This is a genomic window from Caenimonas sedimenti (genome assembly GCF_007833165.1).
In the GTDB taxonomy this organism is placed as follows: domain Bacteria; phylum Pseudomonadota; class Gammaproteobacteria; order Burkholderiales; family Burkholderiaceae_C; genus Ramlibacter; species Ramlibacter sedimenti.
Window position 1 is genome coordinate 84,284 of the sequence record NZ_VOBQ01000013.1, and the last position, 19,756, is coordinate 104,039.

A 19,756-nucleotide genomic window follows, 5' to 3' on the forward strand; every position below is an offset into this window, starting at 1 on the left:
TTTGGAACGCATCCCGATCCTGAAGCTCGGCGATATCCTCCTGGTGACGATCCAGGTGGAACTGCACGACGAACTCGCCATGACGCTGCAGGAGGACCTGACGCAGAAGCTCGCCCGCACGCAGGCCAAGGGCGTCCTGATCGATGTATCCGGGCTCGAGATCCTCGACTCGTTCATCGGCCGCGCGCTGGCGCAGATCGCCGGGATCGCCCGGGTGATGGACGCGACGACGGTGCTCGTGGGGATGCGCCCCGCGGTGGCGATCACGCTGATCGAACTCGGCATGACGCTCTCCGGCATCCGCACCGCGCTGAACGTCGAGCGCGGGATGAAGCTCCTGGCCGAAGCCACCGGCGAGCCGGGAGTGCCGCCATCGCCACCTTGACGGTCGAGCGCTTCGAAATCCGTACACCCGAGCAACTGACCATCGCACGCCGCGCAGTGACGGCATGCGCCACCCGGCTGAATTTTGGCGATGTGGAGCGCACCAAGCTGGTGACGGCGGCCAGCGAATTGGGACGCAACGTCCTGGTTCATGGTGCGGGCGGCACCATGACCATCAGCGAATTGCAACGCGCCGGCCGCACCGGGATCGAGCTGTGCTTCGCCGACCAGGGCCCGGGCATTCCCGACATTGGCCGGGCGATGCAGGACGGCTTCACCACGGCGCGGAGCCTGGGGCTGGGTCTCGGCGGCGCCCGCCGCCTGGTCAATGAATTCGAGATCGTCTCGGAGCCTGGAATGGGCACGAAAGTCACGGTGATCCAGTGGAAACGACGATAGAGGTCACCGAACAGAGCCAGGTGGCGGAAGCCCGGCGCGCAGTCGCCGACCTGGGGGCCGAGGTGGGACTGTCCGCCCATGATCTCGGCCGCGCGGCCCTGGTGGCCACCGAAGCCTGCACGAACCTGGTGAAGTACGGCAGGCAGGGCGTGATGGTGCTGAGCAAGTTCTCCGAGGCCGGCGCGCGCGGGGTGCAGCTGATCGCCATCGACAGTGGGCCGGGGTTCGCGAATTTCGGCGCGTCGGCACGCGACGGCCACTCCACGGGCGGCAGCCTGGGGGTGGGGCTTGGCGCCATCATGCGTTCTTCCGACCTGTTCGATTGCTACACGCGCGAGGGGCAGGGCTCCGCACTGCTGTCGCGCGTCTCCGCCGGCGCCGTCCCGGTGCAGGCCGTGCCCGGTTCGCTGTGGGTCGGCAGCCGGGCCTCGGCCAAGCTGGGCCATGTCGAGAGCGGCGATGCCTGGGGCGTTTTCGATTCGCGGCGGCTGCGGCGCCTGTGCGTGGCCGACGGGCTGGGGCACGGCCCCCTGGCCGCCATCGCGGGCCACGCCGCCATCACCGCGTTCCACGCCGCGGCGCTTCGCGACACGCCCCAGGACATCCTCCAGCAGGCCCATGTGGCCCTCAAATCCACCCGTGGCGCCGTCATGGCCGTTCTGGCCCTCGACACCGAAGCCGGGACGGCGACCTTCTCCGGCGTCGGCAACATCGTCGCCATGCTGCATTCCGAGTCGCGGCAGCAGCACATGGTCTCCACCGAGGGGATCGTCGGTTACAGCGTGCGCGTGTTCCGTTCCCACGAGTACGCGTGGACCCCCGGATCGACGGCGATCCTGGCCAGCGATGGTTTGTCGTCGCGCTGGAACCTGATCCGCTACCCGGGCCTGATGGCGCGGCATCCCGCGCTGATCGCCGCCGTGCTGTACCGCGACTACGCGCGCGACACGGACGACGCCACCGTGGTCGTGGCGAAGGTGGCGCCATGAGGCATCGCATCGTGAGTACCCGCGTGACGGGGCCGGGCATGATCACGGTGCGCGACCGGGCGCGGCAGATGGGCGAGCTTTTCGGGCTTGACGACGTCCAGCGGACCCGCTTTGTCACGGCAGTCTCGGAGATCGCCCGCAACACCGTCCAGTACGCGACGGAAGGCACGGCAACCTTCCTGTTCGATGCCGGAGCCAGCGGGGGCGCGCAGTCGGTCGTCGCGGAGATCCGTGACAGCGGACCTGGCATCAAGGACCTCGCCGCCGTGCTGGCGGGCCGTCCGCGGGCCGACGGTTCCGTGCGCCTGGGCATCGCCGGCAGCCGGCGGCTCGTCGACGCGCTGTCGGTGGAGTGCCCGCCCGAAGGCGGCACGGTGGTCACCATCTCGATGGAGACGCACCGGGGCTTCCGGCGCATCGGCGGCAGCGACCTCGCGGCGCTGATCGACAAGCTGGCGCGTCGCCGGCCGCAGACGCCGCTGGAAGAGCTCGAACACCAGAACCGCGAAATGCTCGAAGCGCTCGATGCCCTGCGGGCGCGCGAGCAGGATCTGCTGCGGCAGGACGAACGCAAAAACCAGTTCCTGAGCACGCTGGCCCATGAGCTGCGCAATCCGATGGCCACGCTGCACATGACGCTGGAGATCCTGCAGCGCATGGAGCTCGAACCCAAGGTGGCGCACCGCCGCGAGGTCATGTCGCGCCAGGTCGACCAGCTGATCAGCCTGGTGGACGACCTGATGGACGCTTCGCGGGTGAGCCAGGGCAAGCTGGACCTGAACCGCAAACGCACGGAGGTGAACGAGCTCGTCGCCGGTGCCCTGGAAATGTCGAGCGCGGCGGTCAGTGCGAAGAACCATACGCTGACCTTCGCCCGCTCCGACGACGATCTCTGGATCCTCGGCGACGCCATGCGGCTGCGCCAGGTCGTCTGCAACCTGGTGCAGAACTCCGCGCGCTACAGCCCGGAGGCGGGGCACATCCGCGTCAGCGTCCGCCGGGAAGACCAGCACGCCGTGATCGACGTGGAGGACAACGGCATCGGCATCGCGGCCGACGTGCTGCCCCATGTGTTCGAACTCTTCGTGCAGGGCGGCCCTGCAGGCAGCAACAGCAGCGCCGGCTTGGGGGTGGGTCTCACGCTGGTCAGGCGCCTGGTCGAAGGGCACGGCGGCAGCGTCTTCGCCGCCAGTGAAGGGCCGGGCCAGGGCAGCAAGTTCTGCGTGACGCTGCCGCTCACCGCGCAGCGCGGGGACGCCTTGCCGGCTTTCCCGGACTGAAACTTGCGAAAGGCGTGTCGCCTTAGCCGGGTCTCGCGCCGGCCAATGCGGCGCGCCCCGCGAAGGCACCGGGCGCATCCGCCCGGCCTTCGATGCGCAGGCCCTCGTTCCACTTCGCCATGCGCTCCGAGCGCGCGAAGGACCCCACCTTCAGCTGCCCGGCGTTCCAGCCGGTCGCCAGGTGCACGATGGTGACGTCCTCTGTTTCGCCCGAGCGGGCGGACACGATGGTGGCGTAGCCCAGCGCCTGCGCCGCCTCCAGCGCAGCCCGGGTTTCGGTCACGGTGCCGGCCTGGTTCGGTTTGATCAGCGCGCAGTTGCAGGCGCCCCGGGCGGCGGCCATGCGGATGCGGCCGCCGTTGGTGACGAGATAGTCGTCGCCAACCACCTGTACGCGGTGGCCGACAGCGCGCGTGAAAGCGATCAAGCCTGCTTCATCGTCCTCGCCCAGCGGATCCTCGATCGAGACGATGGGGTAGTTCTCCACCCAGCCGACCAGCCGTTCGCACAAGGCGTCCGAATCCAGCTCCCGGTTGTCCAGCGCGAGCCGGTAGCGGCCGTTCTTGCCGAATTCCGAGGCCGCGACGTCGAGTGCGATCGACACGTCCTCGCCGGGGACATAGCCGGCTTTCTCGATCGCCGCCACCAGCATGTCGAGCGCGTCTTCATTGCGGGCGAAATCCGGCCACCAGCCGCCCTCGTCCGCCACGCCGGCCAGCGCGCCGCGCGCGGCCATCAGTTCGCCGGCCGCGCGATACACCTCCGCCGTCATCTCCAGCGCTTGCGCGAAGCTGGTGGCGCCGGTCGCGATGATCATGAAGTCCTGGATGTCGACGCGGCGCCCGGCATGCGCGCCGCCGCCGAAGATCTGGATCTGCGGCAAGGGCAGCCGCACGGCGCGGCCCTGCGCGAGATGGCGCCAGAGCGGCATGCGGGCATGCGCCGCGGCGGCCTGCAGCACGGCCAGCGACGTCGCGACCAGCGCGTTGCCACCCAGGCGCGAACGGGTCGGCGTCCCGTCCAGCGCGACCAGGAGGGCGTCGATGCCGGCTTGGTCCGTCACGTCGTGCCCCTGCAGGGCGGGCGCGATCTCGCGGTCGATCCCCGCCACGGCCTGCAGGACGTCGCGCCCACCGAAACGGGGCCCGCCGTCGCGCAACTCCACGGCTTCGCGCGTCCCCATGGAGGCGCCGGCGGGGGCGATGCCCAGGCCCACCGTGCCATCCTCGTTCGTCACTTCCACTTCGACCGTGGGCCGGCCGCGCGAATCCCAGATGCGGCGTGCCGCGATGTGTCGGATCTTCATTCGGTGAATTCCCGCGTCCAGCGGTCCGTGATGGCGTCGAGCCGCCTGGGCGCCTCTTGCAGGAGCGAAATGGCCACGCGCCGCACCGCCGCGCGTTCCGGCTCGTCCAGGTATTCAGCGGGGGACTTGCCGTCGACACGGGCCAGGGTGAGGCCGGGCAGCAGTGTCGCGACTCGTTCTTCCAGGCTGCCGGGCCGCTCCCAGCCTGCGTGCGCGAAGTACGCACCGGTGAAGGCCCGAAAGGCCGCCATCAGTTCCACGCGGTGCCGCGGCAGGTGGGCCGCCTTCAGCAGGAAATGATTCAGGCAGAAGGCCACGTCGAACGCCGGGTCGCCGAACCAGGCGCATTCCGCGTCGAGCAGGACCGGTCCGTTCGGCCCGATCAGGATGTTTTTCGGGCTCACGTCGCCGTGCACGAGCACACGGCGGGTCGCGGCCGTGCGCCCGACCAGTGCATGCAAGTGGCCGGCGAGGGCGGGGTGCGCGCGCGCTGTCTCGACGAGGTAAGGCTCCAGCCGGATCGCATGGAAGTTGGCATCGGTGGCGAAGGCCCGGGCCAGACCCGCATCGTCCGAGGTCGCCGCATGGATGCGCCCGAGGAGATCACCGGCGGCAGACGCGACGCCGGCGTCGACATGCCCGGCCAGCATCTCCGCTTTCCAGTTGCGGTGGTCCGCCCCCAGGAATTCCATGACGAAGCTCTTGCTGGCGTCGTCGGCGCCCAGCACGCTCGGGACCTGGCCCGGCGCAATGGCGTGCACCGCGCGCAGCCAGGCGATCTCGTGGAACACGCGCTCCACGGGCACGTTCCATTCCTTGGCGACCTTGAGGCGGGGCAGGGCCTGCTTGACGCAGTAGCTGCCCGAACGCAGGTCCACGCGATAGATGCCTGACGAGACGCCACCCGTCAGGGCGGTGGCGCTCACGGTTTCGTCCGGCGCCGCCAGCCCGAGCTTGACGAAGATGCTGCGCATCGCCCCGGCGTCGCGGGAAAGGTCCACGTCCATCATTGCGCAGGGATTATCGGAGCTTCCTAGAATGCACCGATGACCACTCCTCTCCAAGTCGCCGTCATGGGCGCCGGCGCCGTCGGCTGCTACTTCGGCGGCATGCTCGCGCGGGCCGGCCACGCCGTCACGCTCGTCGCCAGGCCCCAGCATGTGGAGGCCATCCAGCGCGACGGTCTGCGGATGGAAACGCGGACGTTCGACGAACGCGTGCGACTGCAGGCCAGCACCGAACCGGCGGCGGTGCGCGGCGCCGACCTCGTGCTCTTCTGCGTCAAGTCCACCGACACCGAAACTGCTGGCCGCCTGATTCAGCCCCACCTCGGGCCCGACACGCTCGTGCTGTGCCTGCAGAACGGGGTCGACAACGCCGAGCGCCTGCGCGCGGTGTTGCCCGCGCATGAGGTGGCGGCGGCGGTCGTCTATGTCGGCACTGAAATGGCGGGGCCCGGCCATCTCAAGCATCACGGACGCGGGGAACTGGTGATCGATCCATCGCGCGCCAGCGAGCGGGTGGCGGCCGCTCTCGGCGCCGCCGGCGTGCCGACGGAGATTTCGGCCAACGTGCGCGGGGCGCTCTGGCTGAAGCTGATCCTCAACTGCGCCTACAACGCGGTCTCGGCCATCGCGCAGCGGCCCTATGGCGAGAACGTGGCAAGCGCCGGCATTCCTGAGGTGATGCGCGATGTGGTGAGCGAGTGCCTTGCCGTCGCCGCAGCCGAAGGCGTGCAGGTCCCCGGCGACGTGGACGCCGCCGTCCGCAAGATTGCCGAAAGCATGCCGAGCCAGTTTTCCTCGACCGCGCAGGATCTCGCGCGCGGCAAGCCCAGCGAGATCGACTACCTCAACGGTCACGTCGTGAGGCGCGGTGCAGCCCATGGCATCGCGACACCAGCGAACCGCGTGCTGTGGGCGCTGGTGAAACTGGTGGAAAGCAGGCGCGCAGTCCCGCAGAGCTAGACGCGGGGATCTGGTGATGCAAAGAATTCATCCCGCTGGTCCTGGATAGCTGTCAGCATGGCTTTCCATGGATTCCATGGCAAGGAATCCACATGACCCCATTTCTCTGGTGCGCCATCGGCGCCGCGATCGGCTGGATCGTCGGCACGGTGAGCGGCAAGAGCACCTATGCGAGCCGCGTCGAAGAAGTGCTGGTGGGGGTGTTCGGCGCCTTCATCGGCGGTGAATTCCTCGCGGCCATGGTGCGCGGCTCCAAGGCCGTCGACCCGGGTTTCACCGCCACGGCACTCGCGTTGGCCGTGGTCGGCGCCATCGCGATGCTGGGCCTGCTGGCCGTGATGCGGCGCGCCGTCGGCCCGCTGCGCAACGGCAAGAGCCGCGCGGTCGACCGGCGCTAGCCCAAAAAAAACAGGCCCCGCAGGGCCTGTCTCGTCATTCGGGCAGGGCGCTTACTTGCCGTCCCGGTCCGCATCGCCGGGGATGGCGCGCTCGACGCGGTCCCAGCCGGCGCGCGCGGCGCCCTTGGCTTCTTCCCACGCCAGCCGCGAACTGCCCTTGCTGCGCTCGTATTCGCTGCGCAGCTTGGGCTCATGCGAGTCCCAGGACTCGCCAGAGGCCTTGGCGCGTTCCCAGCCGGTGTAGCCGGTGCGGTAGGCGGGGGCGTAGTCGTCGTACGTATAGCCGGACTTGTAGCCCGGCGTCTTGGTGTAGTTCTCGCGCCAGTAGCTGTCTTCCGCCGTCGGGTTGACGCGCTCGGCCGCGCCCTTGCCGGCCAAGCCGCCGGCCACTGCGCCAGCCGCACCGCCGAGGACCGTGCCCACCGGGCCCGCCATCGAGCCGATGGCCGCGCCTGCTGCGGCACCGGCCGCCGCGCCGGCGCCCACGCCCGCGGGATGCGCGCCGGGGGCGCCGCTGATCGGATCCTTGTTGGAGGGATTCTTGTCTGACATGTTGGAGATCTCCTTGTGGTTGGATGAAGTTCGCGGCTGTTCAGCCTTTTCGAACTCAGGCTGCAGATTGCGGCATCCGGTCCTGCGGCCTTGTCGGAATAAGCCGATCAGCCGGTGTCGCTGCGGACTACGGCGACTGTCCATGCTCGCGCTGCGGGCACGTGCTCCGGCGACAATGCGCGTCCCCGATGAACGACCTTCCGCGCCATCCCGTCCCACGTGCCGCAGCGAGCCGCTGGCTCACCGTCAACGTCGTCGCGCAACTCGCGTTCGGCCTGCTGGCCATGACGATCTGCCTGCCGTCGATGCAGGACTGGCCGGCCACCTTCGGCGCGAGCCAGGCGGCCGTGCAGCTCAGCTTCAGCGGCTACATCGCCGCCTACGGGCTGCTGCAGCTGGTCTATGGCCCTTTGTCCGATCGCCATGGCCGCAAGCCCGTGCTGCTGGTGGGCCTGGCCCTGGGCGTCGCCGGCTCTCTGCTCGCCGCCTTCGCGCCCAACCTCACGATGCTCACCGTGGCGCGGATGATTCAAGGCGCCGGGACGGCCGCGGGCATGGTCATCGGGCGGGCGCTGGTGCAGGACCTGTTCCAGGGCCCCGATCGCACGCGGATGATGGCCTTCGTCGGCATGACCATGGGCCTGTGCCCGCCCGCGGCCACGCTGCTGGGCGGGCAACTGCACGTGCGCCTGGGCTGGCAGGCCAACTTCCTCGTGATGGCGGCGCTGGGAACGGTGCTGTGGATCGCGGCCTGGCGCGGCTTGCCGGATCGCGCGCCGGCGGCGCCGTCCACCGGCCGCGCAGCCTGGCGGGCGCTGCTGTCGGGTTATGGCCGGCTGGCGCGCGAGCCCGCCTTCCTGCTCTTCGTGCTGCTCATGGCCGTGACCACGGCGACGTTCTACACGTTCCTGGGGGGCGCGCCGCTGGTCCTGGGACGCTATGGCGTCACGCCGGAAAGCCTGGGCCTGTACATCATGTGCATCCCGCTGTCGTACATCGTGGGCAACTGGTGCACCACCCGCCTGGTGCGGCGCTGGCCGGACCGCACCATCATGCTGCTCGGACAGGTGGCCACATTGACGGGGCTGGGGCTGCTGCTGGCGCTCGCAGTGGCCGGTATCAACACGCCGCTGTCGCTGGCCCTGCCACTGCTGCTGCTGGGCATCGGCCATGGCCTGCTGGTGCCGCCCACGCTCGCGGGCACCGTGGGCCTGATCCCCGCGCTGGCGGGCTCCGCGGCGGCCGTCGCCGGCGTCACGCAGCAACTGGTGGGTGCATTCGGCGGATACGCGGTGGGCCTGGTGCCGCACGAGGGCGCCGCGAACATGGCGTTGCTGATGCTGATGTGGACCGGCATCGGCCTGGCCGCGCAGGTCGTCTTGTTCCGGTTCTTCCTGCGCAGGACCTGATGCGGCGGCAGCCGGCGCTGGCGCGCCGGGCTGCTCAAGGGGTCGCAGGCTTCGATGCAGCGCGCCGTGGCGCGGCATCCGCCACCACCTGCACGCGGTCGCCTTCGGCGAGCGAGTCGCTCGGGTTGAGCACCAGGGACTCTCCGCCCTGCAGCCCTTCCAGCACCTCCACCGTCTCGCCGTAGTTGCGCCCGAGCCGCACCGATTGCAGCCGGACCACGCCGTTGGCGTCCAGCCGCGCCACCAGCACGCCCTGGCTGCGGAACAGCAGCGCGTTCGCGGGAATGGCGAGCGCGCCGCTGGGCGCGGCAGCCAGTTCGACGTTGGCGAAGGCCCCCGGCAGCAGGACACCGTCCCGGTTGGGCAGGCTGATCTCCACCTGCATCGTGCGGGTGCTGGCATCGATGGAGCCGGCGGTGCGCGCGACTTCGCCTTTGAAGGTGCGGCCGCGCAGTTCCGCCAGCGACACGGTCGCCGGCTGGCCGACACGCACCAGTTGCGCATAGGCCTGCGGCACGTTGACGTAGACGCGCAGCGGGTCGGTCTGCGACAGCAGGAAGAGGGGCTTGTTGCTGTCGATCAGGTCGCCGATGTCGACGTTGCGTCGCGTGATGACGCCGGCGAAGGGTGCCACGACCCGCTTGAAGCTTTCCAGCTGGCGTAGCCGCTCGACGTTCGCGTCCGCCCCCGCCAGGTTGGCGCGCGCCTGGTTGAAGGTGCTGCGGCGCTCGTCCAGCTCCTGCTGGGAGACGGCATCCAGCTTGCGCAGGCCTTCCCAACGGTCGGCGCTGCTCCTGGCGAGTTCGAGGCTGGCCGCGGCCTGCGTGCGGGCCGCGATGGCCTGGGACAGCTGCTGGTCGAGCTCCGGGGTTTCGATCTCGGCGAGCAGCTCGCCCTTGTTCACCCGGCTGCCGATGTCCTTGTGCCAGCGGCGCAGGTAGCCTCCGGCACGCGCGGCCACCGGCGCCTGGACGTAGCCCTGCAGGGAGCCCGGCAGGCTGAGCGTCTGCCCGGTGCCGCCGGCGCGAACGATGGTCGTCCGCACGTACTGCACGGCGCTTTGCGCGGAAGCGGCCTCCAGTGTCTTGGCGTTGTCCATGCGGCTGATGACGGTGCGGGCGCCGCCGAGTGCCAGCAAGACCAGCACGGCGATGGCGGCGATGCGCGTGCGGCGCGCGACGAGCCGGCGCTGGCCCGCGTCGGCGGCGGTGACAGCAACCGCATGCTGGGCTTCGGATCGAACGGGTTCGGACATCTGGATCTCAACCTTCCTGGGGCAGCACGGGAGCGGGCTGCACGGCGGGCGGGCTGGCGCGCCGGGCGCGGCGCAGCAGCCTTTCATGAACTTCGGCGTAGACCACCGGGACAAAGAGCAGGGTGGACACGGTGGCGAACAACAGGCCGCCGATGACCGCGCGGCCCAACGGCGCGTTCTGCTCGCCGCCTTCGCCCAGGCCGAGGGCCATGGGGATCATGCCGATGATCATGGCCAGTGCCGTCATCAGCACCGGCCGGATGCGCGTGGCGCCCGCGGCCAGCGCCGCGGCGAGCGGCGTGTCGCCCAGCTCGCGCTGCTGCCGGGCGAATGCCACCACCAGGATGCTGTTGGCGGTGGCGACGCCCATGGTCATGATGGCGCCCGTGAGCGCCGGCACGCTCAACGTGGTGCCGGTGATGAAGAGCATCCACGCGATGCCCGCCAGCGCCGCCGGCAGTGCCGCGATGATGATGGCCGCGTCGACCCATGACTGGAAGTTCACGACCACGAGCAGGTAGACCAGCACGATCGCCATGGCCAGGCCGATGCCCAGGCCGGTGAACGACGACTGCATGGTCTGCACCTGGCCCCGGATGGCGACCGAATTGCCGCGCTTCAGCTTGGGCCGGATCTCGTCGACGAGCTTCTGCACGCTGCCAGCGACGCTGGCGAGGTCCGTCCCTTGCACGCTGACGTAAACGTCGATGGCGGGGGCAATGTTGTAGCGCGAGACGATCGGCAGCTGGCGCGCCGGCTGCGCTTCCACCACATTCCCCAGCAACTGCGGCGCCACGGTGCCACCCGCGGCGCCCACCGGGATGTTGAGCAACGCATCGATCGAGTCCACCTGGTATTGCGGGCTCTGCACCACGACGTTGTAGACCACACCGTTCTGCGGGTTCAACCAGAAAGCCGGCGCCGTCTGGGAACTGCCGGACAGCGTGATCAGCACGTTCTGCCCGACGTTGGTGGCCGACAGGCCCATCTGCTGCAGCCGCGTGCGGTCCATCTGCAGGTTGATGGCGGGTCCGTCCAGCCGCTGGTGCACGTGCGCATCCACCGCCCCCGGAATCTTGCGGATGGCCTTGGTGAGCTCCGCCGCGAGGGCCGCATTGCCCTGCAGGTCGTTGCCGCTGAACTGCACGTCGATGGCGGCGGGCAGGCCGAAGTTCAGGATCTGCGTGACGATGTCGGCCGGCTGGAAGAAGAACTCGATGCCGGGAAATCGTTTCGGCAGTTCGGCGCGCAGCACCGAGACCCAGTGCTCGCTGGGACGGTGGCCGGGTTTCAGCGACAGCAGGATCTCGCCGTCCAGCGTGCCGATCGTCCCCGCATTGCTGTATGAAAGGTTGATGCCGCTGTTCGGGATGCCGATGTTGTCCAGGATGGTCTGCAGTTCCTCCTTCGGGATCAGCTCGCGGATCACGTTCTCCACCTGGTCGGCCAATCGCGCGGTCTCTTCGATGCGCGTGCCCGTGGGTGCCCGGATGTGCAGTCGAATCTGCCCGGCGTCCACGGTCGGGAAGAAATCGCGGCCCAGGAAGGGCGCCAGCAGGCAGGAGGCGAGGCAGAAGCCCAGGAAGAGGAACGTGAAGCGCAGCCGCTGCGCCAGCAGCACCGAAAGCGCCTGGGCGTATCCGCGGCGCAGCCGTTCGAACTGCGCGTCGAACTTCAGGTAGACGCGCTTCAGCGGCCCGGGCGGCTGCTCGGCGTCGTGCCCCTTCATCATCAGCATCACCAGCGTGGGCACCAGGCTGCGCGAGAGGAAGTACGACGCCACCATGGCGAACACCACCGCCTCCGCCATGGGCACGAAGAGGAAGCGCGCGACACCGGAGAGGAAGAACATCGGCACGAACACGATGCAGATGCACAGCGTCGAGACGAAGGCCGGCACGCCGATCTCGCCCGCGCCGACCTCGATCGCCTCCAGCAGCGGGGTGCCGGCGTGCAGGTGGCGCTCGATGTTCTCGATGGTGACGATCGCCTGGTCCACCAGGATGCCGACCGAGAGCGCCAGCCCGCCCAGCGTCATGATGTTCAGCGTCTCGCCCAGCGCGTAGAGCGCGATGATCGAAGCCAGGATCGACAGCGGAATGGTGATGGCGATGATCAGCGTGCTGCGCCAGTTGCCCAGGAACAGCAGCACCATCGCCGCCGTGAGCAGGGCGGCGATGATCGCCTCGGCGACCACCCCCTTGATCGCCGCCTTCACGAAGATCGACTGGTCGAACAGGGGTTGGACGTTGACCTCCGGCGGCATCTGCTGCGCGGCACGCGGCAGCATCTCGCGGATGTTGTTGACGATGTCGAGCGTGGAGGCGCCGCCGTTCTTCAGCACCGACAGCAGCACGCCCCGCTGGCCGTCCTGCCGCACCACATTGGTCTGCGGCTGGAAGCCGTCGCGCACGTACGCCACCTCGCGCAGGTAGGTGGTGGCGCCGTTCACGGTGCGCACCGGCAGATCGTTGAGCCCCGCGATCGCTTCCGGCGACCCGTTCATGCGCACGGTGTACTCGGTGTCGCCCAGCTTGGCCGTGCCGGACGGCAGGATCAGGTTCTGGGTGTTGACCGCGTTCACCACGTCTGCCGGCGACAGGCCCTTGGCCTGCAGCGCCTGGATGTCCAGGTCGACCGAGATCACCTTCACCTTGCCACCGTAGGGAAAGGGGATGGCGACGCCGGGGATCGTCACGAGCTGCGGCCGCAGGATGTTGACGGCCGCGTCGAACACCGACTGCTCCGGCAGCGTGTTGCTGGACAAGGCGAGCTGCACCACCGGGATGCTGGATGCCGAATACTTGATCACCAGCGGCGGCGTGATGCCCGGCGGCAGCTGCCGCACCTGCACCTGCACGCCTGCGACCACCTGGGCGATGGCCGTCTGGATGTTGGCTTCCGGCTGGAAGAACACCTTGATGATCGAGATGCCCGGCAGCGAGGTCGATTCGATGTGCTCGATGTCGCTGACCAGCGTGGTCAGGCTGCGTTCGCTGGAGGAGGCGATCCGCTGGCCCATCTCCTGCGCCGGCAGGCCGGTGTAGTTCCAGATGATGCTGATCACCGGGATGTTGATCTCGGGAAAGATGTCGGTCGCCATGTTGCGCAGCACCAGGGGCGCAGACAGGACGATCAGCATCGCCATCACGATGAACGTGTAAGGGCGCCGGAGCGCCAGCGAAACCATGGACATCGGGGAGGAACAGCTGTGCGGTGTGACGCGATGATAGGCGAGCGCGGTGAACGGGCGCGCATCTTGCATACGGTATCGCCAGAGAGGCGGGCAGCGTTGGGGCATGCCCGCCCAAGGAAAGTAGTACCTATGTCGGAGATTCCCGCGTCGAGGCCGATGCCGAACGAAGACGATCCCGGGCTGTGGCTCGGGTCATCACCCTTGCTCGACCTCGCCGATCCCAAGCTGCGGTTGCGCGCGCAGGCGCTCACGCAGCTGTGCAAGTCCGAACGAGAGAGGGCGCTGGCCGTGTACCGCTTCGTCAAGCGCATTCCGTTCTCCAGGCCGTTCAAGATGCGGCTGCACACCGCGCGCGAAGTGGTGCAGCAGGACCGTGCCGACTCGGCGGACAAGGCCGCGTTGCTGGTGGCGCTGCTGCGGCTGGCGGAAATCCCCGCTCGGGTGCGCTACCTGACGCTGCGCAGCGAAATGATGCGCGGCTTGGTGGATGGGCCCGACTCGATGCGTCCGGTCGTCGAGGTTTTCCGCGAGCGCCACTGGGTCGGCACCGACACCTACATCTTCGATGCCTCCTACACCGCGGCGGCCCGGACGCGCCTGCGCGCGTACGGCTGGGAACGCGGGTACGGCATGGATGCGGACGGCGACATGCTGTGGGACGGGACGGGCAGCGCCTATGTGGGCAAGTCGCCGCCCAGAGAGGATCCGATGGTGCTGCAGGATCACGGCGTGTTCTGCGACACCCTGGAATTCGTCTCCTCGCCCCAATACCGGGCGGCGCATTCGCGCCTGGGGCGGGCCGTCCAATGGAACATGCTGGCCGCCGGCATGGAACGTGCCATTCGCGAGCTGCGCGAGGACCCGCATGGCCTGGGCGCCCTGCACTTCAGCGGCTGATCTTCAGGGGAGACGATGAAAGCAACCCATGCCCACGTCAAGAGCATCAGTGCCGTGAGACCGCCGGAGCTTCCAGCGGGACCTTTGAGCCCGTCGTTCGTCCTGGAAGCGCAGGCCCGCCTGAGCTGGATGACGGCCAAGCAGCTGCCGCATCTGGCGCAGCTGCGCGAAGCGATGGAACAGCGATCGGCCGCCTGGCAGGGGGCGGCGCTGGAACGCGCGCTCTCCGATCACCTGGCTGCGGTGGCTGCCTTGCGATTCGAACTGCTGATCTCGCCGGGTTTGCGAGCCGGGCCATTGGACCGCGACGAAGCGGCGTTTCGCCTGCAGGTGGCCGTGGTGTCGTCCTGCACCGAAAGCACCTGGGCGGAGACCAAGCGCTTCCTGGAGTGCAGCGGACACAGCGACGAGGCGGCGGACACCTTCTCGGATTTCATCCTCGAGGTCCGCTCGGTGCAGCGCGGCGTGGCCGAACTGCTGCCCCAACTGGAGCAGCTCATGCAGGAACTCCAGGCTCGCGAAGCGGCAGCCGGCAGCGAAATCGGCCGCCAGGCGCTGGCCGAACTCCGGCTCAAGGCGGCCACGGTCATGGAGCGCCTGCAGCAGTTGCGCGTGCTGCACGACGCGGGCTACCAGGTGCAGAAGATCGGTTACCGGCTGGGCGATGAGAGTGCGGCCTGCCGCGGCACCCTGCGCAAGCTGGGCCAGGCCTTGAGTCACGGCCTGCTGGAACGCCTGCGGGGCTTGATCGCGCTCGAACATTTCGCCCCCGGTGAGGAGATGCGCGCGGCGCAGCAGGCGCGCAGCGAACTGCAGGTGCAGCTGGCCGAAGCGATCGACCAGGTGACCCGGTTGCAGGAAGGCCAGCGGGCCTTGGCCAATGCCTTGGCCGGCATGGGCGCGCTGCTGGCGGTGGCTGCCAGCGGCAGCGTGTGGCCATCGCGCGAGCCCTGATCCGCGCGCCGGCCGCCTCAGTCCGCCTTCAAGGCCCGCGGCCGGCCGATCGCATGCCATTCGCCCCAGCCGTCGCCGTTGTCCATTGCTTCGATCAACACCGAGCGGGTCCCGGGGGGCAGCCGCATGAACGGGAATCGCCAGGTTGGCGCGAAGGGCGGCCTGCTGTCCAGAATGACCTTGGACGTCACCGCATCGGAGATGCGGATCGTTTGCCGGTGGACCCTGGGCCCCGTGATGTAAGGCAGGACAAGGAACCTTGAACCTTCGACCGAGACGGTCATGCGCAGCCGGCCCTTCAGCGCGTCGGAGCCCGACCAGGACCCATGGAAATCGCGCGAGCCGTGCGCGTCGTGGGTCACCAAGGCGGCGCCACCGGGCGTCCAGGCGCTTTCGGCCGTCGTCTGGACCAGCGGCAGCACATCGCCCACGCTCTCGGCTGTCACCAGGCCACCGGCCATCTGCCGGCACGCTTCCGCCCCTGGGGGCCGATGGAGGAAGACCGTGGTCGGCGTGAAGTAGACGTGCAGCGTGCTGGGGGGCACATGCGAAAACATGGAGGAGTGCCGCGCCACCTCGCGCAGCCCATCACGTTCGGCCAGCAACTGCCGCAGCCGTGCCGACCGCGCATCCTCGGCCGACAGCAGCTCCACCAGCATGGGGCCATCGCATCGGTGGCCCATCGCCTCGCGAACGTCCTCTTCGTGCTCTGTCCACCGCACCCGCAGGCTCGGAAGCGCAAAGCGCCTTTCGACCGAGGTGCGCAAGGCGGCAAGGCGCTGGGCGGGCTCACCCGGCAATTCGTCGAAGCGCAGGGTGAGCGTCGTCTGCAGGGCAGGAAGCATGACCATCAGCAGCAGGACGGCAGTGAGTCCATGCCGGATCAAGGGCCGGCGGGCGACGGCGCTGCACAGCGACACGAGACCATACGCCGCGAAGATCATGAACAGCGGGATCACGTGGCTCAGGTTGCGTTCGAAGAACGTGGGGTACACCGAGAACTGCACGACGGTGGCCAGTGCCACCATGAAGACGAACAGGGCGCGCAGCTGTCGCCGGCGCGCCGCCACGAGCGCACCGGCGATGGCCAGCGGCAGCAGCCAGCCTGCGGTGGCATGGAAATAGCCGGCGGCGTGGGCCAGCCGGTCCACGACGTCCGCGTCGACCAGGCCATGGGGCCAGTGCCCCGTTCCATACTGGCGGCGCAGGAACTGGATGCCTTCGAGGTACGCGCCGGCGTTCGCGATGGCGTGCGGCGCGCCGGCCAGGAAGCCGAGCAACACGGCCAGCAGCAGCCATTTGCCCTGGTTCCATGCGTTGACCCAGGGCCGCGCCGGCGGGGGATCCCAGGAGACCAGGCTGCGGGTCCCCGTCAGCCCGGGCGACAGGACCAGCAGAGGCAGCAGCAGCACCATCGAGAATTTCGTGGCGATCAGCACGCCGGCAATGAACGCCGCGGCCAGGCTGCCGCCACGAAACGGCGGCCGCTGTGGGGCCAGCAAGCTGACGCAGGCGAGCGTCAGGGCGCTGACGAAGGTCTCGGGCCGGGCATAGAGGCTGTCCTGGTACAGCAATGGGAAGAAGCAGACGAGCAGCGCGGCGCACCACCCGGTGGCCGCGCCGAACAACTGCCGGCCGGCCAGATACGTCAGGCCCACTGTCGCAACGCCGAGCAGGGCGCTCCACGCTCGCAGCCAGTGGAGGGACGTCGAGCCATTCGCGTCCCCCGACCATTCCTTCAGCTGCAGCACGGCCGCGCCCGAGAGGAGGTAGGCGGAAAAGTTGTACTGGGGCTTCCGGAACAATTCGGGGAGGTCGGCCAGCTCCCAGTTGGTGTCGAGGGAACCACTGGCAGCGACCTGCTCGGCGACCTTGATGCTGATGACTTCATCCGGGTGGCCGTAATCGAAGCGCTGTGACTCCAGCCGCAGTGCGGCGGCCAGGAGCAGCAGCAGGACGAGGGCGCCGGCGGCCCATCGGTTCGCGTGCCCCATGTTCATGCGGCGTCCCGGCCGAACGCGTACTCGAGCGCATCCTCGTCATGCAGGAACATGACCAGGTCGCGTGTCGTCTTGCACGTCCAGGTCTGCTGCAGGTGCAACGCAGGCAGGCTGAGCGCGCAAGGGTCGAGCACCGCGTGGCAGGTGCTGCCTTCCCGCCGGGCCGATTCGTAGCGCAGGGCAGCCGGAGGCTGCGGACGTTCGCGCAGCGCGCGCGCCAGCCGATGGCAGGCGCTGTAGTCGGCGCCGTGGCGCAGCAGGTCACGCACGGCCGTCCACGGGGGCAAGGTGAGGTCCAGTTCCGCGCCGGTGAAGCGTGCCTGGAAGAACGTGTGCTCCGTGACGACCTGCGCATCGCGCAGACCGTCGGACTCGACCAGGAACTTCCAGCGCCAGTACGCAAGTTCGGCGGCGACGGTGTGCGGGTCCTCCGCGCCATACCAGATGCCCGGCTGGTGCGGTTCCCGGAAGCGCGAGGCATGGGGAGATGCGTAGCGGAACGGCGTGCCCAGCAGGTAGTGCAGCCCCTGCGCCTCCGGCGGCAAGGGTGGCTTGCTGGTCTCGATCAGCTGTTCCAGCAACTGCTGCTCCGCCAGGTTGTCGACCAGGCGCATCGTGGCCACGCGGTGCTGGGCTTCCACGCCCCGCCACAGCTTGCGGCGGGCCGGGCGTGCCGCGTCCAGCCAGCCATCTTGCCAAGGCGCCGCGCTCACGGTCAGGCGAGTGCGCGGGCGCTGTCGAGGTAGGTGACGACGCGCACCAGCCCTTCGGCGGACTGCACGGCATCGCGCGGGGTGGCATTGAACGCGCGGTTGTGCGAGTTCATCCAGAGCCGGCGATGCTCGTCGCTGTTGCCCACCAGGGCGTCGAGCGAGCGGTAGACGCGGACAATCAATGCGGCGAGTTCAGCCGGCTTGGAGCCGATGTCGAAGGTCTTGGCACCGGCGGACATGCGCGACACGCTGGCTTCGCTCAGCCCCACGGCCCGGGCCAGCACCGCGTTGTTGAGGCCCAGGAGGGCGGCGGCGCGGAAGGTGGCCTTGGTGAGTACCGCGTCGGCGGCCGGCGCGGTTTTGGGCGGTGCGGGTGGGCGGACTGCGGCTCGCATGCGGTCGATCCTGAATTTCTATGGAAAGGATAACATTGAAATATTCCCACTGCAACTCAACGATTCAGCTCAGCAACAGTGGCATCCCGGGGTCGCCCTTCGCCATGGCCCGTCGATACGCGTCGCGTTCGCCGATCCGGCGCAAATACGCCAGGATGGATGGGTAGGGCGCCAGCTCCACCGGGTGGAAGTAGCGCATGGTGGTCAGCGAGAACACGATCATGATGTCCGCGGCGGTGAACTCGGCGCCCGCGAGATAGGGCGCATCCGACAGCCGGCTGTCGACGAACTTCAGCGCGCGCACCAGACGCTCCGCCACGCCCGCCGCGACGGGGTTGCCGGGCGGCAGGTTCAGCCGGCTCTGGATCATGTTGCGGCCCATCACCGCCTGAAAGCTCGCGTTCGCGAAGTGGAACCAGTACAGGTAAGCGGCGAAATCCGGGTGCGAAGGTCCCAGGGCCAGGCGTCCGCCACCGTGCCTGGCGATGATGTAGTCGACGATCGCGCCCGACTCCGCCATCAGCAGGTCGCCATCGGTGATCACCGGGGCCGTGCCCATGGGGTGCAGCGCGCGCAGTTCCGGCGGCGACAATTTCGTGACGGGATCGCGCACATGGTGCTTGAGGTCGTAGGGGATGCCCAGCTCCTCGCAGAGCCAGACGATGCGTTCGGACTGCGACTTGCCGAGGTGGTGGATGGTGAGCATGGCCCGAGTTTCGCAGGTCGCCGCAAGTCCCCCTTGACCTGGAGTGCACTCCAGGAGATTTAATCCGCGACCGGGGCGTTTCCCCCATCGAAAGGACCATCATGAGCAGCACCGAACTCGACACCAACCGCCACACCGCCCTCGAATTCTTCCGCCGTTTCGACGCCGACGACATCCCCGGCGTCCTCGACCTGATGGCGGACGACATCGCCTACTGGCTCGGCGGCAAGCCGGGCACCAATGCGACCGCCGGGCGCGTCCACACCAAGCAGGAGATGGCGGACATCTTCCGCCGCATGACACGGGCGCTGAAGGACGGGCGCCTGCGCATGACGGTGAAGAACACCACCGCCGAGGGCGACCGCGTCGCCGTGGAGGCGGAGTCGTACGGCGAGCTGCTGAACGGCCGCGTCTACAACCAGGAGTACCACGTGGTCATGACGATCCGCAACGGCAAGATCGCCGCCGCCCGCGAATACATGGACACGGCCCACGTCAACGCCGTCTGGTACCAGGCCTGACCATGCCGGCCGCGTCCGCCTCCAGGAAGACGCTGCGGCTGCGCATCGGCGAGCTGGCCGAGCGCACCGGCCGCAGCGCGGACACCATCCGCTGGTACGAGCGGCAAGGCTTGCTGCCGCCGGTGCCGCGGCAGGGCGCGCACCGCGTCTACAGCAAGCGGCACGTGGAATGGCTGGAGCTGATGGAGCGGTTGCGCCGCTCCGGCATGTCGGTGGCGGAGCTGCGCACCTACACGGCCCTGGCGCAACGCGGCGCGGCCACGCTGGAACAGACCCACGCGATGCTCGTGGCCCACCGGGTCAAGGTGGAGGAGCGCATCGCCGAATGGCGCGCCGCGCGCAAGCTGGTGGACGAGAAGATCGCCTTCTACAGCGAGTGGATGGAAACGGGGGAGCGGCCGGGCAAGCGCAACGAGCAGGCTTGAGGGCAGCGAG

Annotated in this window: 20 protein-coding genes; 11 read left to right on the plus strand and 9 right to left on the minus strand. The window is 68.9% G+C overall.

Features of this window, described 5'->3' with window-relative positions:
• The first annotated feature begins 1 nt into the window (after position 1).
• The 4 genes from FN976_RS16630 to FN976_RS16645 are packed head-to-tail and all read left to right on the plus strand — an operon-like array spanning position 2 to position 3,052.
• Positions 2–385, plus strand: a complete 384-nt coding sequence (locus tag FN976_RS16630) for an STAS domain-containing protein (protein WP_145894168.1) — start codon at positions 2–4, stop codon at positions 383–385.
• A complete protein-coding gene (locus tag FN976_RS16635) occupies positions 382–783 on the plus strand; it encodes an anti-sigma regulatory factor (protein WP_255440505.1) in 402 nt (133 codons plus the stop codon). The genes FN976_RS16630 and FN976_RS16635 overlap by 4 nt, the downstream gene beginning before the upstream one ends.
• Positions 768–1,772: a SpoIIE family protein phosphatase gene (locus tag FN976_RS16640; RefSeq protein ID WP_145894169.1), complete on the plus strand. Its 1,005-nt coding sequence runs from the start codon at positions 768–770 to the stop codon at positions 1,770–1,772. Before FN976_RS16635 ends, FN976_RS16640 begins: the two co-directional genes overlap by 16 nt.
• Entirely contained in the window at positions 1,769–3,052 is a 1,284-nt protein-coding gene (locus FN976_RS16645) for an ATP-binding protein (protein WP_145894170.1), read from the plus strand. Before FN976_RS16640 ends, FN976_RS16645 begins: the two co-directional genes overlap by 4 nt.
• A 22-nt stretch (positions 3,053–3,074) precedes the next feature.
• On the opposite strand, the gene eno is transcribed toward FN976_RS16645, so the two are convergent.
• Together eno and FN976_RS16655 are read right to left on the minus strand one after the other, a co-directional pair.
• The gene (eno, locus tag FN976_RS16650) at positions 3,075–4,358 is read right to left on the minus strand and encodes a phosphopyruvate hydratase (RefSeq protein WP_145894171.1); all 1,284 of its coding nucleotides are present in this window, start codon (positions 4,356–4,358) and stop codon (positions 3,075–3,077) included.
• The gene (locus tag FN976_RS16655) at positions 4,355–5,368 is read right to left on the minus strand and encodes a phosphotransferase (RefSeq protein WP_222432831.1); all 1,014 of its coding nucleotides are present in this window, start codon (positions 5,366–5,368) and stop codon (positions 4,355–4,357) included. Before FN976_RS16655 ends, eno begins: the two co-directional genes overlap by 4 nt.
• A gap of 36 nt (positions 5,369–5,404) precedes the next feature.
• On the opposite strand from FN976_RS16655, the gene FN976_RS16660 reads away from it, so the two are divergent.
• Positions 5,405–6,325, plus strand: a complete 921-nt coding sequence (locus FN976_RS16660) for a ketopantoate reductase family protein (RefSeq protein WP_145894172.1) — start codon at positions 5,405–5,407, stop codon at positions 6,323–6,325.
• A 92-nt stretch (positions 6,326–6,417) separates the two neighbouring features.
• Positions 6,418–6,723, plus strand: coding sequence for a hypothetical protein (locus FN976_RS16665; RefSeq protein WP_145894173.1), 306 nt, complete (start codon positions 6,418–6,420; stop codon positions 6,721–6,723).
• Between the two features lie 51 nt (positions 6,724–6,774).
• On the opposite strand, the gene FN976_RS16670 is transcribed toward FN976_RS16665, so the two are convergent.
• Positions 6,775–7,275: a hypothetical protein gene (locus tag FN976_RS16670; protein ID WP_145894174.1), complete on the minus strand. Its 501-nt coding sequence runs from the start codon at positions 7,273–7,275 to the stop codon at positions 6,775–6,777.
• 188 nt (positions 7,276–7,463) lie between these two features.
• Here FN976_RS16670 and FN976_RS16675 point away from each other — a divergent pair, with 188 nt between their 5' ends.
• Positions 7,464–8,684, plus strand: coding sequence for a multidrug effflux MFS transporter (locus FN976_RS16675; protein ID WP_186510925.1), 1,221 nt, complete (start codon positions 7,464–7,466; stop codon positions 8,682–8,684).
• A 34-nt stretch (positions 8,685–8,718) separates the two neighbouring features.
• On the opposite strand, the gene FN976_RS16680 is transcribed toward FN976_RS16675, so the two are convergent.
• Together FN976_RS16680 and FN976_RS16685 are read right to left on the minus strand one after the other, a co-directional pair.
• Positions 8,719–9,939: an efflux RND transporter periplasmic adaptor subunit gene (locus FN976_RS16680; protein WP_145894176.1), complete on the minus strand. Its 1,221-nt coding sequence runs from the start codon at positions 9,937–9,939 to the stop codon at positions 8,719–8,721.
• A 7-nt stretch (positions 9,940–9,946) separates the two neighbouring features.
• The gene (locus FN976_RS16685) at positions 9,947–13,135 is read right to left on the minus strand and encodes an efflux RND transporter permease subunit (protein WP_145894177.1); all 3,189 of its coding nucleotides are present in this window, start codon (positions 13,133–13,135) and stop codon (positions 9,947–9,949) included.
• A gap of 129 nt (positions 13,136–13,264) precedes the next feature.
• On the opposite strand from FN976_RS16685, the gene FN976_RS16690 reads away from it, so the two are divergent.
• The gene (locus FN976_RS16690) at positions 13,265–14,032 is read left to right on the plus strand and encodes a transglutaminase domain-containing protein (protein WP_186510926.1); all 768 of its coding nucleotides are present in this window, start codon (positions 13,265–13,267) and stop codon (positions 14,030–14,032) included.
• A gap of 15 nt (positions 14,033–14,047) precedes the next feature.
• Positions 14,048–14,986 (plus strand): hypothetical protein, encoded by a 939-nt coding sequence (locus FN976_RS16695; protein WP_145894179.1) that lies wholly within the window; start codon positions 14,048–14,050, stop codon positions 14,984–14,986.
• Between the two features lie 17 nt (positions 14,987–15,003).
• On the opposite strand, the gene FN976_RS16700 is transcribed toward FN976_RS16695, so the two are convergent.
• The 4 genes from FN976_RS16700 to FN976_RS16715 form a co-directional block, all read right to left on the minus strand.
• Complete coding sequence (locus tag FN976_RS16700; protein ID WP_145894180.1) at positions 15,004–16,986, minus strand: ArnT family glycosyltransferase; 1,983 nt, start codon at positions 16,984–16,986, stop codon at positions 15,004–15,006.
• The gene (locus FN976_RS16705) at positions 16,983–17,699 is read right to left on the minus strand and encodes an RES family NAD+ phosphorylase (protein ID WP_255440508.1); all 717 of its coding nucleotides are present in this window, start codon (positions 17,697–17,699) and stop codon (positions 16,983–16,985) included. The genes FN976_RS16700 and FN976_RS16705 overlap by 4 nt, the downstream gene beginning before the upstream one ends.
• A gap of 2 nt (positions 17,700–17,701) precedes the next feature.
• Entirely contained in the window at positions 17,702–18,094 is a 393-nt protein-coding gene (locus tag FN976_RS16710) for an MbcA/ParS/Xre antitoxin family protein (protein ID WP_145894181.1), read from the minus strand.
• 64 nt (positions 18,095–18,158) lie between these two features.
• A complete protein-coding gene (locus FN976_RS16715; RefSeq protein ID WP_145894182.1) occupies positions 18,159–18,800 on the minus strand; it encodes a glutathione S-transferase family protein in 642 nt (213 codons plus the stop codon).
• 101 nt (positions 18,801–18,901) lie between these two features.
• Between FN976_RS16715 and FN976_RS16720 the strand changes: the two genes are divergently transcribed.
• Positions 18,902–19,321 (plus strand): nuclear transport factor 2 family protein, encoded by a 420-nt coding sequence (locus FN976_RS16720; RefSeq protein ID WP_145894183.1) that lies wholly within the window; start codon positions 18,902–18,904, stop codon positions 19,319–19,321.
• A 2-nt stretch (positions 19,322–19,323) separates the two neighbouring features.
• Positions 19,324–19,746, plus strand: a complete 423-nt coding sequence (locus FN976_RS16725; RefSeq protein WP_145894184.1) for a MerR family transcriptional regulator — start codon at positions 19,324–19,326, stop codon at positions 19,744–19,746.
• The last annotated feature ends 10 nt before the right edge of the window (positions 19,747–19,756 follow it).